Origin of the sequence: Paracoccus mangrovi (assembly GCF_042648425.1) — a bacterium.
GTDB classification, from domain to species: domain Bacteria; phylum Pseudomonadota; class Alphaproteobacteria; order Rhodobacterales; family Rhodobacteraceae; genus Paracoccus; species Paracoccus mangrovi.
Genome location: NZ_JBHRXJ010000017.1, coordinates 56,946 through 70,685, shown reverse-complemented (window position 1 = coordinate 70,685; position 13,740 = coordinate 56,946). Strand labels below are relative to the sequence as shown.

At 63.4% G+C, this 13,740-nt stretch carries 10 protein-coding genes and 2 pseudogenes; 9 read left to right on the top strand and 3 right to left on the bottom strand.

Annotation, left to right across the window (positions count from 1 at the left end):
- The 3 genes from ACFOMH_RS17775 to ACFOMH_RS17765 all read left to right on the top strand — a co-directional run.
- Positions 1-203 (top strand): hypothetical protein (locus ACFOMH_RS17775; protein WP_377746144.1); only part of this gene is annotated, 203 nt, incomplete at its 5' end.
- 357 nt (positions 204-560) lie between these two features.
- Positions 561-707, top strand: coding sequence for a hypothetical protein (locus tag ACFOMH_RS17770; RefSeq protein ID WP_272020321.1), 147 nt, complete (start codon positions 561-563; stop codon positions 705-707).
- Entirely contained in the window at positions 700-2,058 is a 1,359-nt protein-coding gene (locus tag ACFOMH_RS17765; protein WP_272020322.1) for a tyrosine-type recombinase/integrase, read from the top strand. The genes ACFOMH_RS17770 and ACFOMH_RS17765 overlap by 8 nt, the downstream gene beginning before the upstream one ends.
- Before the next feature lie 115 nt (positions 2,059-2,173).
- Here the strand turns inward: ACFOMH_RS17765 and ACFOMH_RS17760 are convergent, their stop codons facing one another.
- The 3 genes from ACFOMH_RS17760 to ACFOMH_RS17750 are packed head-to-tail and all read right to left on the bottom strand — an operon-like array spanning position 2,174 to position 4,353.
- Positions 2,174-2,479 (bottom strand): hypothetical protein, encoded by a 306-nt coding sequence (locus tag ACFOMH_RS17760; protein WP_272020323.1) that lies wholly within the window; start codon positions 2,477-2,479, stop codon positions 2,174-2,176.
- Positions 2,470-3,675: a DNA polymerase IV gene (gene dinB, locus ACFOMH_RS17755; protein WP_272020324.1), complete on the bottom strand. Its 1,206-nt coding sequence runs from the start codon at positions 3,673-3,675 to the stop codon at positions 2,470-2,472. Before dinB ends, ACFOMH_RS17760 begins: the two co-directional genes overlap by 10 nt.
- A 9-nt stretch (positions 3,676-3,684) precedes the next feature.
- Positions 3,685-4,353, bottom strand: coding sequence for an SOS response-associated peptidase (locus tag ACFOMH_RS17750; protein ID WP_272020325.1), 669 nt, complete (start codon positions 4,351-4,353; stop codon positions 3,685-3,687).
- Positions 4,354-4,513: 160 nt separating this feature from the next.
- On the opposite strand from ACFOMH_RS17750, the gene ACFOMH_RS17745 reads away from it, so the two are divergent.
- The 6 genes and pseudogenes from ACFOMH_RS17745 to ACFOMH_RS17720 form a co-directional block, all read left to right on the top strand.
- On the top strand, positions 4,514-5,275 hold the full coding sequence (locus ACFOMH_RS17745) for an ImuA family protein (RefSeq protein WP_272020326.1): 762 nt from the start codon (positions 4,514-4,516) through the stop codon (positions 5,273-5,275).
- Positions 5,190-6,713 carry a Y-family DNA polymerase gene (locus ACFOMH_RS17740; protein WP_377746140.1) on the top strand — a complete coding sequence of 508 codons (1,524 nt, stop codon included), beginning with the start codon at positions 5,190-5,192 and terminating at the stop codon, positions 6,711-6,713. Before ACFOMH_RS17745 ends, ACFOMH_RS17740 begins: the two co-directional genes overlap by 86 nt.
- Entirely contained in the window at positions 6,710-9,925 is a 3,216-nt protein-coding gene (locus ACFOMH_RS17735) for an error-prone DNA polymerase (RefSeq protein WP_377746138.1), read from the top strand. The genes ACFOMH_RS17740 and ACFOMH_RS17735 overlap by 4 nt, the downstream gene beginning before the upstream one ends.
- Before the next feature lie 211 nt (positions 9,926-10,136).
- The gene (locus ACFOMH_RS17730) at positions 10,137-10,871 is read left to right on the top strand and encodes an abortive infection family protein (protein ID WP_272020330.1); all 735 of its coding nucleotides are present in this window, start codon (positions 10,137-10,139) and stop codon (positions 10,869-10,871) included.
- A 329-nt stretch (positions 10,872-11,200) separates the two neighbouring features.
- A pseudogene (locus tag ACFOMH_RS17725) lies at positions 11,201-11,977 on the top strand (ArdC family protein); the annotation flags it as partial.
- Positions 11,978-13,708, top strand: a pseudogene (locus ACFOMH_RS17720) (DNA-binding protein); the annotation flags it as partial.
- Positions 13,709-13,740: the final 32 nt, after the last annotated feature.

Here is a 13,740-nt window from a genome sequence, read left to right as displayed (position 1 = left end):
CGACGACAGACACCGCTCGGGGCGAAAAACGCTTGCCCAGCGAGCAAAATCAGGCGATCTTGAAGTCAAGCGGCAGGCCACTTGGAGAATGTCGGTTTGCGGCAGTCAATTTGAATTGCCTTGTCGGAAAGGTTGTAGCCTCAGACCGCATGTTAAGAGAAGGCGTCCTGAAGTCAGCTTTCATTGCTTCACCAGCCGATTAGAGAAGATAACCGCCCGGCCGACACCGCGGCGGCTGATGTGATCTCTTCAAGAAGACCAATCTGTTCCGCTTCGCATTGCTGCCGTTCGGGGCCTGCGCAGCGAACGGCAGCAATCCGCCCTTTATGACGTTCGGCGGTAGGATGACCTGCGGTATGTCTGGTCGAGGTTGCCGATAACGAGTTCGCATCATGGGGCAAAGTCGCCATTGCTGAAAACGATGGCCACCGCTCCGAGCTGAAAATCAGCGATGTTCACAGTTTTGAATAAAAATGGCGCACCCGAGAGGATTCGAACCTCTGGCCTCTGCCTTCGGAGGGATTACGACTAGCTCCGTCGATTACCGAAAGGAGCACGCTATGCTGCGCTATCTTACTGTAAATAAAAAGGAATTTGATTTCCTTCGCCGACAAGCCTATCCTTCTGTTCGCCACGGTTTTCGCCCTGCTGCTTACGTGGTGCTTACGCGGGTGTTCATGCATGTGACGGAGGAAGTCCATGGCTAAGCTGACAAAACGGGTTGTGGACGCTGCTGAAAGCCGCGTCAGTGATTACGTGATCTGGGACGATGAACTACCCGGTTTCGGGCTCCGCGTCTTTACATCAGGTAAGCGCAGCTATGTTATTCAGTATCGCCAAGGAGGTCGGTCGCGGCGCTACACTATCGGACTGCATGGCGTCTGGACGCCGGAACTTGCCCGCCAAGAGGCGAAAGTCCAACTCGGCCGGATCGCGCGTGGCGAAAACCCGGCAGAGGAAAAGCAGCTCGACCGCAAGGCAATCACAGTTAAGGAGCTTTGCACCCTCTACCTGAATGACATGAACGCCGGCCTGATCATGGGGAAAGGCGGTCGTCCGAAGAAACACAGCACGATGGTGACCGATACCGGCCGGATCAATCGACACATCGTCCCGATTTTGGGCAGTCGCCGTGTGAATGACTTGACCAAGTCCGACGTCAACAAACTTCTTAAAGATGTCATGGCGGGCAAAACTCGGGTCTCTGTCAAAACCAACAAGCTCAGGGGCAAGGCGATTGTCCGGGGTGGTCCCGGGACTGCCGCCCGAGCCGTTGGGCTGCTTGGCGGTATACTCACCTACGCTATCGACGCCGGGATCATAGACCGAAATCCGGCGCATGGCATCAAGAAGCCGAAAGATAATGTCCGCAAGCGTAGGCTGTCCGAAGCGGAGTATCGACTACTTGGTGCCATGTTGCGTGACGCGGCTCAGAGCGAGAATCACGCGATGACGGTCGAGATCATCCGTCAGATCACTATGACGGGCTGCCGCCGATCCGAGATGATCGGGCTACGTTGGAGCGAGGTCGACGGCCAGGCCAGTTGTCTGCGGCTTGAAGACAGTAAGGAAGGCTATTCGATTCGGCCCATCGGGCTACCTGTCGTGGAGTATTTGGAAGAGCGTGCCAAGTTGCGTGCCGGCAGCTTTGTCTTTCCCGGCCGTGACGAGGATAAGGCGTTCGGCAGCTTCCCAAACCATTGGAAAAAGATCTTCGAAAACTCGCCGCTCGCCGATGTTACGCCGCACGTCCTTCGCCACAGCTTCGCCAGCGTGGCGAATGATCTTGGCTTTACGGAGATTACCATCGCGGCCCTTGTCGGACATGCTAAGGGTTCGGTCACGAGCAACTACATCCACACACTCGATACTGCTCTCATCATGGCGGCCGATACCATCGCGGGCTACATCCAAGGTCTTCTCGACGGCATAGAGTTCAAGCAAACCACCTATGCCCTTGATCGCGACTCCCGCAAAGCATCGCTGGCGCGGTTCCTCCAGAAGGCCGCAGGTAATGACGATCTCCCCAGCGACGAAAAGCAGCCCCTTGCCGCTTGACGGTGGCCGACGTCGGCAACAAATCAAGTGTCCTCAGTCTCGTGAAGCTGCAGCGTTGGGGACACAGGCCGAGGGCGGCGGCGCATTCCGCCACGCCCTCGGTATCCCGTCGCTCCTAAAACCCTCCGACGCGATCTTGCCTTTGGCCTTGCCGCTTTCGATCAGGGCATGCACGCTTAAGGTTCGTCGCATTGATCGGTCTGAAGTATTCCGCCAGTGTGCGGCTTGCGCCCTCATCGACCACACGCGAGAGGTCGTTCAGCAACGTCCCCGGTTCCGCAATATCGGCGATGCCGGACATCGAGCCCGTGAACATGAACGCCAAATGCACCGACGCGCTTTTGCGCTTGAGCGGATTGATATCGAGCGCGGCCGGGTCATCTATCACGGCGAAATGGCCTTGCGGCGCGATCAGCTCCACGATTTCGGCAAGCTGTTGCTCGGTGTTTGCGGACCAACGATGCTCCGACGTGTCTCTGTGTCTGCAAACGACAAGCCCGGCAGTCCGAGGCTGAGTTGCATGACGGCTGGTTCCTCTCCCTGCGCCTCCAGCGAGGATAGCGTGACGCCGAGGAGGCGTATGCCCTTTTCGACGGGAAACAATCGCTCCAGCAATATCGAGGCGATGCCGGCCAACTCCCCGGCGTCGCGCACGCTTCGGCCGATCGTCCGGCTGCGGGTGATCTGCTGGAAATCGGCGTATTTCACCTTCAGCGTCACGGTGCGGCCGGTCAAGTCCTTCGCCTCGCAACTACGCCAGACCTTGGTTGCCAGCGCCTCGATCTCGGCCTTCGCCGGATTGAGGGCGAAGATATCCTCCGAGAACGTGTCCTCGGCGCCGATGGATTTGCGCTCCCGGTGGGGTTCCACCGGGCGATTGTCGATGCCGCGCGAAATCCGGTAATACCAGTCTCCGGACTTCCCGAAATGCTCGCGCAGGAACTCCGCCGACTTCTTGCGCAGGTCCGCGCCGGTGAGGATGCCCAGCCGCTCCATCTTTGCCGCCGTGGCCGGGCCGACGCCATGGAATTTCTTGACCGGCAGCTCGGCCACGAATTGCGGTCCCCCCGAGGGCGTGATCACCGCCTGGCCATTGGGCTTGTTCAGATCGCTCGCCATCTTGGCGAGGAACTTGCAATAGCTGATCCCGGCCGAGGCGTTGAGGTCCGTCACCTCCTTGATCCGGGCGCGGATAATCTGTGCGATCTCCGTTGCAACGGGGATGCCTCGTTTGTTTTCCGTCACATCCAGATAGGCTTCGTCCAGCGACAGCGGCTCGATCAGGTCTGTATGCTCAGCGAAGACCTCGCGGATCTGGTTGGACACGGCCCGATAGACCTCGAAGCGCGGCTTCACGAAGATCAGGTCCGGGCAGCGCCGCTTCGCCGTGACCGAGGGCATGGCCGAGCGCACACCGAAGACACGCGCCTCGTAACTGGCGGCGGCGACCACGCCGCGCGCGGCCGAACCGCCGACTGCGACGGGCTTGCCGCGAAGCTCGGGGTTATCGCGCTGCTCGACCGAGGCATAGAAGGCGTCCATATCGATATGCAGAATCCTGCGAACCCTGCCGCCTGATTCAACTGCTCCCTCTGGCTGGTCCCACGGTTCCGGCATGACGCGATATCAGCCTACCCGACCGGCCGGTGCCTCGATGATCTCAAGCAGGTCCGAGGACAGTGGACGTTGCAGGGCCTTGGCCTCGTGCCAATCGGCGGTCAGCCAGATTTCCACCTCTTCCCGGCTGGTCAGGACCACCGGCATGGCTTTGGGATGGATCGGCTTGACGACATCGTTGGCGTCGGTGGTGAGAAAGGCGAAAAGGTCATGGGTGCCCGGCCGCGGCGTGCGGTTCGAGCCACGAGTGCCCTCCCATTGCGTCCAGATCCCCGCGAAGAAGAAGAGGGGCTGCGTCTCGTCCAACCCGAACCAGTAGAGCGGTTTACGCTTCGTCACCGGATCGGGGGTCTGGCCATATTCTGAAAATGCCGTCGCGGGGACCACGCAGCGGTTTGCGACGCCGAGCCATTGTTGCCAGTGCCTGATCCAGGTCTTGCGCACATTGGTGACGCCAGTATCCGGGGCGTCCGGTGTCTTGAGATGTTCGGCCGGCGTCGGCATGCCCCAGGTCAGTGCGGCGAGCTCGCGTCCGCCCCCGATGTTGCGCACCACTGGCGCGGGCCGGTCGGGATAGACGTCGAGCGAGGGTTCCAGATTGCCCAGGCTGTCAAGGGTCAGCGTCACGAAATCCCTGATCGCCTGCTGGTTGGTCGTGATGTTGTAGAGATTACACAAAACCGCTTCTCCGCTTTTACGCCGATCATAGCGCAGAAGGTCCGCGGTGGCTTCCGGTCACATCTTCGCCGACTTGCATTGACTCTCGCACCATCTCGGAACAGATAGAGAACATAGCAGCAGGATTTGCCCTTGGAAAGACCCGGAGCCGACCTTCCCGATGCACGAGCGCGCCACCAGTTCTGCCATTACGGCGCTTCGCACGCGCATTGCACAGCTTGAAGGCGACGGCGCGCGCCGGCATGAGGCTCTTCCCTTTGGCATCCCCCAGCTCGATCGCAGGCTGCCCGGTGGCGGGCTGGCGCTCGGCTGCCTGCATGAGGTGGCGGGCGGCGGCAATGGCGCAGTGGACGGTGCGGCGGCGGCCTGTTTCGTTGCGGGCATCGCGGCGCGAACCCAGGGCAAGGTTCTGTGGTGCGTGGCGCAGCAGGATCTCTTCGCGCCGGGCCTCGAACAGGCTGGCCTGCCGCCAGACCGGGTGATCCATGTCGAGGCCGGCGACGACAAGTCGGTCCTGGCCTGTATGGAGGAAGGTCTGCGCTATGAAGGGCTGGGCGCGGTGGTCGGCGATATTGCCCGGCTACCGATGACCGCCTCGCGGCGGCTGCATCTGGCCGCCAAGGAATCGGGCACCATCGCCATCGCCCTCCGTCGCTGGCGGCGGCAATCGGAGGCCAGCGATTTCGGGCAGCCGACGGCCGCGATGACGCGCTGGCGCGTCTCGGTGCTGCCCTCCGCCACCCAGCCGGTGCCCGGCGTGGCCCGTGCGCGCTGGCTGATCGAGCTGGTCCGGGCGCGGGCAGGCGAATCCCTCGATATCGAACTGGAGGCATGCGATGGCTCGGGTCATCTCGGTCTTCCTGCCGACTTGGCCGGTGGACCGGCTGCGGCGGAAGACTGGCGACGCAGCGCCGCCGGCTGACGCGCCGCTGATCATTGCGGGCAGGGACCGCAATCGCCGGGTGGTGACGGCAGCCGATGCCGCCGCGCAGGCCCTCGGCCTGCATGTCGGCATGCCCGTCACCAAGGCGCAGGCGCTGGTGCCGGGGCTGGTGATCGAACCCGCCGACCCGCAGGCCGATGCGGAAAGCCTCGAACGCCTGGTGTTGTGGGTCTTGCAACGATTCAGCCCGATCGTCGCCGTCGATGGCCTGGAGGGGATCGTCATCGACTCCACCGGCGCAGATCACCTACACGGCGGCGAGGCGGCCATGCTGGATGCCCTCGTCGGGCGCCTCACCTTCTCGGGGATTACTGCCCGCGCCGCCCTGGCGGACACGTGGGGCTCCGCGCATGCGCTGGCGCGCTATGCTGCCGATCCCTCGCTGATCGCAGCATCGGGCACGACCGAGGTCCGCCTCTCGCCGCTGCCGCTCGAAGCGCTGCGCCTTTCGCCCTCGATCTCGGCCGGGCTGCGCGATCTGGGTTTCGCCCGCATCGGCGACCTGATCGGTCAGCCGCGCGCACCGTTGACCCGGCGCTTCGGGCCGGAACTCTGCCGCAGGCTGGATCAGGCGCTTGGCGAGGCCGCCGAGCCGATCATCCCCCTCCGGCCCGAGGATATGATCGAGTCGCGGCGCAGTTTCGCAGAACCCATCGCCGCTGCCGAAACCATCGCCCGCTATATCGGAAAGCTGGTCGATGCTCTTTGTGCCGCCCTGGAGCAACGCGGGCTCGGCGCGCGCCGCCTCGATCTCCTCTGCCAGCGCGTCGACAATCGCATGGAAACCGTCCGCATCGGTCTTGCCCGGCCGGTGCGCGACCCAAAACGCCTGACCCGGCTGCTCTGCGACAAGATCGAAACCATCGACCCCGGCCTTGGCATCGAAATCATGTCCCTGGCGGCGACAATTGCCGAGCCCCTGGCCGCGAAACAGGTGGCAAGCAGCCTGATCGAGGCGGCTGAGCCCGATCTGTCCGGCCTGATCGACACGCTCGCCAATCGGGTAGGCGCGCGGGCAGTCTATCGTTTCGCTCCCGTCGCCAGCGACGTGCCCGAACGCTCGGTTTGCCGCATCCCGGCGCTGGCCGAGGACACCGGCGCGGGCTGGCCTGATCACTGGCCGCGCCCCGCGCGCCTGCTGCTGCGGCCCGAGCCGATTGAGACCATGGCGCTGTTGCCCGACCATCCGCCGAACTGGATCTCCTGGCGCGGCATTCGCCGCCGCGTCCGGCGGGCCGACGGTCCTGAGCGAATCTTCGGGGAGTGGTGGAAACGCGACGCCGAACTGGCCGCCGTGCGCGACTATTTCCGCATCGAGGATGAGGCCGGCGAGCGCTTCTGGATCTTCCGCGCCGGCGATGGCGAGGATGCCGCCACCGGCTCGCATCGCTGGTTCCTGCATGGGGTGTTCGGATGAGCGCCCCCCGCTATGCAGAGCTTCAGGTGACCAGCCATTTCTCCTTCCTGCGCGGGGCCTCCTCACCCGAGGAACTCTTCGCCACCGCCGCCCTGATGGGCATCGAGGCGCTGGCCGTGGCGGACCGCAATACGCTCGCCGGGATGGTGCGTGCGCATGAGGCAGCGAAGGCGACCGGGGTGCGGCTCATCGTGGGCTGCCGCCTCGATCTCGCCTGCGGCATGTCACTGCTGGTCTACCCCACCGACAGGGAAGCCTATTCCCGGCTCTGCCGCCTGCTGACACTCGGCAAGGGGCGGGCCGGCAAAGGGCGGTGCCATCTCGAATGGTCCGACCTGGTGGCCTATGGCGAGGGGCTGGTCGCGGTGCTGTTGCCTGATCTGGCCGACGATGAGTGCGGCTTGCGGCTGCGCCGGATGCGCGATGCCTTCGGCACCCGCGCCTATCTGGCCCTGTCCCTGCGGCGGCGGCCCAACGACCAGATGCGGCTCTGGGACCTCTCCATGCTGGCGCAGCGCTTCGGCGTGCCGACGATCGTCACCAATGACGTCCTCTTCCATGAACCGTCCCGCCGCAGGCTTCAGGACGTTGTGACGGCGATCCGCCACAACACCACGATCGACGCCCTCGGCATTCGGCGCGAGCGCCATGCAGACCGCTATCTGAAGCCTCCGGCAGAGATGCACCGGCTCTTCGCGCGCTGGCCCGAGGCGCTGGCCCGGACACTGGAAATCGCCGACCGCTGCCGCTTCAGCCTCGACGAGCTGCGCTATCAATATCCCGAGGAACGCCCCGATCCGGCGCTGACGCCGCAGCAAACGCTGGAGCGCCTGACCTGGGAGGGCGCGGCCATCCGCTACCCTGAAGGCGTGCCGGATGAGGTGGTCGCGGCGCTGCACCATGAGTTAGGGCTGATCGGGAAGCTCGATTACGCGCCCTATTTCCTCACCGTCCACAGCATCGTCCAATATGCCCGGTCACAAAGGATCTTGTGCCAGGGGCGCGGGTCGGCGGCCAACAGTGCCGTTTGCTACGTCCTGGGCATCACCGCCATCGACCCCGGCCGCAACGATCTTCTGTTCGAGCGCTTCGTCTCCGAGGAACGGCGCGAGCCGCCCGATATCGATGTGGATTTCGAGCATGAACGCCGCGAGGAAGTCATCCAGTGGGTCTATGAGAATTACGGCCGCGACCGCGCCGCCCTGACAGCCACCGTCAGCCGCTATCGCGCCAAGGGGGCTTTGCGCGATGTCGGCAAAGCCCTGGGGTTGCCTGAAGATCTGATCCAGACCCTGTCCCGTCAGTTGGGCCATTGGGCCGACGGCGTCACCGCCCATGATCTGCGCGAGCTGAACCTGAACAGCGAGGATCGGCGGCTGCGGCTGACACTGGAGCTTGCCGCCCAACTTCTGGGGGCTCCCCGGCATCTGTCGCAACATCCCGGCGGCTTCGTGCTGACGCATGATCGCCTGGACGAACTGGTGCCGATTGAGCCGGCGGCAATGCAGGATCGCCAGATCATCGAATGGGACAAGGACGATATCGACGCGCTGCGCTTCATGAAGGTCGATGTGCTGGCCCTCGGCATGCTGACCTGCATGCGCCGGGGGCTCGATCTCATCGCCGAACACAAGGGCGTCGACCTCGACCTGGCCACCATCCCGGCCGAAGATCCCCGCACCTATGCGATGATCCGCAAGGCCGACACTTTAGGCACTTTCCAGATCGAGAGCCGAGCGCAGATGTCCATGCTGCCGAGGCTAAAGCCCCGGACCTATTACGACCTGGTTGTGCAGGTCGCCATCGTCCGGCCCGGCCCGATTCAGGGAGATATGGTCCATCCCTATCTGCGCAGGCGGGCGGGGCTGGAAGATGTCGTCTATCCGACCCCCGAACTGGAAAAGGTGCTGGGCAAGACGCTCGGTGTGCCGTTGTTCCAGGAACAGGCCATGCGGGTCGCCATCGAATGTGCGGGCTTCACCCCCGGCGAGGCCGACATGCTGCGCAAGTCCATGGCCACCTTCAAACACACCGGCGGCGTCTCGAAGTTCCGCGACAAGCTGATCTCGGGCATGGTGGAGAAGGGCTACCAACAGGATTTTGCCGAACGCACTTTCCGGCAGTTGGAGGGCTTCGGCTCCTACGGCTTTCCCGAAAGCCATGCCGCCAGCTTCGCTCTGGTCGCCTATGCCTCCGCCTGGCTGAAGTGCTGGCATCCCGACGCCTTCTGCGCCGCCCTGCTGAACAGCCAGCCGATGGGCTTCTATGCGCCGGCGCAGATCGTGCGCGATGCCCGCGAACATGGCATCGAGATTCGGCCGGTCTGCGTTAATGCCAGCCGCTGGGATTGCACGCTGGAGCCGACTGCCGACGAGAGCCGCTTCGCCGTCAGGCTGGGCCTGAGCAGGGTCAAAGGTCTTGCCAATGCCCATGCTGCCGCCATCGTCGCCGCACGCGGCGAGGACGCCTTCGTTTCGGTCGAGGATCTCTGGCGGCGAGCAGGCGTTCCCGTCGCGGCCCTCACCGCCATCGCGGAGGCGGATGGGTTCCTTCCGGCCCTTGGGCTGGCCCGGCGCGAGGCGCTTTGGGCCATCAAGGGATTGCGCGACGAAGAACTGCCCCTCTTCGCCGCCGCCTCCCGACGTGACGGGGCGATGGTAGCGGAGATGTCCGAGCCTACAATCGCGCTGCGCCCGATGACGGCGGGCCGGGAGGTGGTGGAGGATTACGGCCATACCGGCTTGTCGCTGCGCCACCATCCGGTCGCCTTTCTGCGCGACGATCTCGCCAATCGGCGGATCGTCACCTGCGCCGAGGCGATGGGGTCGCGCGACCGGCGTTGGCTGGAGGCCGCAGGCATCATTCTCGTGCGCCAGCGCCCCGGTTCGGCCAAGGGGGTGATGTTCATCACCCTGGAGGACGAGAGCGGTATCGCCAATGTCGTCGTCTGGAAGAAGACGTTTGAGCAGTTCCGCCGGGTGATCCTGGCCTCCGGCATGATCGCGGTCCATGGCCGCATCCAGCGCGAGGGCGAGGTGGTGCATCTGGTGGCGCACCGGATCGCGGACCTTTCGCGCGACCTGGCCAGTGTCGGCGAGCGGGACGAGGCGTTTCCGCTCCCTTATGGCCGAGGCGACGAGTTCCGGCACGGTTCGTCGGCGCAAGATCCGCGCAGCACCGGGATCAGGGTGAGGACGCGGGATTTCAGGTGAAGGAATGGGGCAAACGGAAATTTATGTCGCACCGCTACATACTGAAACTGACCTTTCGTTTTGCCGCGACACAGTCTGTGGATCAGGGCAATAGGATCACGTAGAACACTTCTCAGCTTATTGAATCGGGGTGTGCAGGATAGTGTCTGGAAAAAAATATGAGCAGCTCATCCCTCGTCTAGAGCGAGAGAGCTTAGAACGGGCATTGGGGATGGAGAGCGGATATGTCCTTAATTTTAGCGACAGGACATTTGATGATTTCTTCTTCGAGACCGTGAATATCGATCCGTCCGCGAACTCGACACTCTTTAACGGTCGTGGGACCTCAAAAGCGAAGAGGCTCCGTTCGTTCATCGAACGTGCCCCGTCTGGCATGGTCGCGAAGGTTCTTCGGGAACTCTGGGAGTATCGTGACGCGGAGGCGTCGTACGCCGTTCTGCGTGGTGAGGACCAGATCAGGAAACTCTACTACTCGACCGTGGCCCGGTTCGAGGGACAAACAGACCAGATCGATACGTCGAGTATTGAGGCGTTCGAGCCCAATGAAACGCTCGAAGAGTTGGTCGCATCTATCCGCCGAGATTTGGACGCAAAGAAGCCGCAGACGGCACTGGACAGGCTGCACACCTACTGTATGAAGCGCTTTGCGGCCCTGATCCGCAAGCACGGTGGCGCTGACTGCGGCAAAGACGACCCGTTACACTCTCGCGTAGGGAAATATGTCAAGCTACTACAGCAACATCATAACCTTACCCCACTTTCTGAGCGAATCGTGAAGAGTTCAATCTCGATTTTTGAAGCGATGAACCCGATCCGAAATGATCAGTCTTTAGCTCATGACAACGAGACTCTCGTTGGCATGGACGAGGCGCGGTTTATTTTTGACAGCATTACCGCTTTTCTCAGGTTCTCAAAGGCGGTTGACGGACGTCTCTTTGAGGATTGACCGTTGAGCCTGCGGCATTTGCAAATTTTTTCTGCGTGCGTTTTCTGCCAAAGGTTTCATGCGAGTGCCACAGGGGCCCAAGTTTGGAATTAGCGCGGGGCGCGGCCAGCCCAATGGATGCTCCGTAAGGACTTCCGGCCCATTGCCATCGATGTTTTAGCTTTTCTGAGGGGAAAGCCTTCCCCCTGGCCGGCACTGCGTTGCCGGCGCACCCCCTTCTGCGGGGAGACCCCGCAACGCCCCCTTTAGAGTGAGAGTGCGGACGGGGTTTGCCGTGACGGGTTGAAAGCCGGAGGAGAGTCCGACGGCGCCCGTCGCGGAGAACCGCGATGTCGAGACATGACCGCACCCCAAGCGCCGGCTCGGACCGGACGAACCTCTATGACGAAATCACCGACAAGATCATCGCCGAACTGGAGGCCGGTCGCTTCCCTTGGGCGCAGCCATGGGGCAAGGCCACGGTGGGCGCTCCTCTCGGCCTGCCGCAGAACGCCAGCACCGGCCGCATCTATAGCGGCATCAATATCCTGATCCTCTGGGGCGCGGTTATCCAGCACGGCTTCCCCGGACAGGGCTGGCTCACCTACCGTCAGGCGCAGTCGCTCGGCGGCAATGTCCGCAAGGGCGAGCGCGGCACCACCGTCGTCTATGCCGACCGCTTCACGCCCGAGGACGAAAAGCGGCGCGCGCGCGAAACCGGGGAAGAGCCGGGGAAGATTGCCTTCCTGAAGCGCTTCACCGTGTTCAACACCGCGCAATGCGACGGGCTGCCCGAGGACATCGCTGTCGCCATACCGTCCCCACCACCCGGCCTTATAGAGCCGAGGGTCGAGACGCTGATCAGGGCGACCGGCATCGACTTCCGCATCGGCGGGGATCGCGCCTATTACGTCCCGGCCCTCGACCATGTGGTCGTGCCGCCGCCGCAAGCCTTCTTCGAGTCGATCAACTGGCACCGGACGGCCCTGCATGAGCTGGGTCACGCCACCGGCCATGCGTCCCGTCTGGCCCGTGATTTCTCCGGCAGCTTCGGCACGAAGAAATACGCCTTCGAGGAGCTGATCGCCGAGATGAGCGCCGCGTTCTGCTGCGCCTCGCTCGGCATCATGCCGACCGTGCGCCATGCCGACTACATCGCGTCGTGGCTCGAGGTGCTGCGCGAGGACATCCCCTTCAATAAGCTCTTGCTGAGCCAGTCGAACGTCCGGCGCATCAAGGCCGGCATCTCGGTAGAAGAACTGGCGGAGGATATCGCCCGCCGTGGCACACTTCTCCAGAGCCTCAACGTCCGCCCGGTCCTGGATGCCGAAGGCGCCGAGACCGGCATGTATGAGGTGCCCGCCGGGGGCCGCCGTTATCAGGCCCTCGCGCTTCTGGTGAAGCAGAAGCGCCTCGCCAAGACGGCGCCGGTGCCCTGTGTGGTCCGCGATCCCTCGACCTCCATTCTCGCCGAGGATGACAGTCTGGCCGAGAACACCCAGCGGGTGCCACTGCATCCTCTCGACCAATTCAGGGCTTTCCTAGACATGCGCAGCAAGGGGATGACCGAGGAGGAAATCGCCAGCGCCTTCTTCACCACCCTCCAGGTGGTCAAGCAGCGCCTGCGCCTGGCTTCGGTCGCCCCCGCGCTTCTCGATATCTATGCCGAGGACGGCATGACGCTCGAAGAGCTGATGGCCTTCACAGTCAATCCCGACCATGCCCGTCAGCAACAGGTCTGGGAGGCGATCCAGCAATCCTACAGCCGCCAGCCTTGGCACATCCGCAAACTGCTAACCGAAACCACGGTTCCGGCCGAGGACAGACGGGTCCTGTTCGTCGGCGTCGAGGCTTATGAAGAGGCGGGCGGTCTCATCCTGCGGGACCTCTTCCAGCAGGATGGCGGCGGCTGGCTGCAGGATCCCGCGCTTCTCGATCGCCTGGTGTCCGGGAAGCTCAAGGCCGTTGCTGATGAAATCGCTGCCGAGGGCTGGAAATGGATCACCGTCGATGCCGATCTGCCCTACGGCTATGATCGCGGCCTGCGCGCGCTCGATTTCACCTATATCGATCTGAGTGACGAGGAGCGGGCCGCTCGTGAGGCGCTGCGCGAGGAGTACGACCGGATCGAGGCTGAGTATGAGGGTGCTGACGAACTGCCCGATGAAATCGACCAGCGCCTCGGCGAGATCGAGACGACGCTTGAAGCCTTCGAGAAGCGTGCCGTCATCTACGATCCCGCCGAGATCGCCCGTGCCGGTGTCTTCGTCAGCATCGCCCGGGATGGCGGGGCCTTCATCGACCGCGGCTATGTCCGGCCCGAGGATGAGGCCCCGCTCGGAGGTGAAGGTGAAAACGGCTCTGTCGCGGGCGATCCCCAGGCCGCCGCGGCTTCGGGCGGGAATGCCGGCGCCATTATCACTATCGGCGGCCAGTCGCCCGAGCCGGAGGACGAGGAGGAGGAAGATGTCATCAAGCCGCTGCCCGAACGGCTGATGATCGAACTGACCGCACACCGCTCGCTGGCGCTGCGCGAGGCGGTTGGTGCTAACCCGCAGGTCGCCTTCACCGCGCTCCTGCATAAGTTGGTGCGCGATACCTTCCACAGCCCCAACACCTCGGGCGCCTGCCTGCAAGCCTCGGTCCGCGAAGTTTATTTCCGCGATCAGGGCAAGGATCTGGGCGACATGCCCTACGCAAAATCCGTCGATCAGCGGCACGAGGACTGGAAGGTCGACCTGCCGACTGGCGAGGATGCGCTGTGGGACTGGCTCGCCGCGCTCGACGAGGCCAGCCGTCAGGCGCTGCTCGCCCATTGCGTCGCCTTTGGGATTAACGCGCTCTACGAGCGGCCCAACCGGAGGGATCGAGAGAGTTCGCCGGTTCCCCC

Bases quoted from the DNA above. Each gene is read 5' to 3' on its own strand.
- ACFOMH_RS17770 (WP_272020321.1), top strand. From the start codon at position 561: ATGCTGCGCTATCTTACTGTAAATAAAAAGGAATTTGATTTCCTTCGC.
- ACFOMH_RS17765 (WP_272020322.1), top strand. From the start codon at position 700: ATGGCTAAGCTGACAAAACGGGTTGTGGACGCTGCTGAAAGCCGCGTC.
- dinB (WP_272020324.1), bottom strand. From the start codon at position 3,675: ATGCCGGAACCGTGGGACCAGCCAGAGGGAGCAGTTGAATCAGGCGGC.
- ACFOMH_RS17745 (WP_272020326.1), top strand. From the start codon at position 4,514: ATGCACGAGCGCGCCACCAGTTCTGCCATTACGGCGCTTCGCACGCGC.
- ACFOMH_RS17740 (WP_377746140.1), top strand. From the start codon at position 5,190: ATGGCTCGGGTCATCTCGGTCTTCCTGCCGACTTGGCCGGTGGACCGG.
- ACFOMH_RS17735 (WP_377746138.1), top strand. From the start codon at position 6,710: ATGAGCGCCCCCCGCTATGCAGAGCTTCAGGTGACCAGCCATTTCTCC.
- ACFOMH_RS17730 (WP_272020330.1), top strand. From the start codon at position 10,137: ATGGAGAGCGGATATGTCCTTAATTTTAGCGACAGGACATTTGATGAT.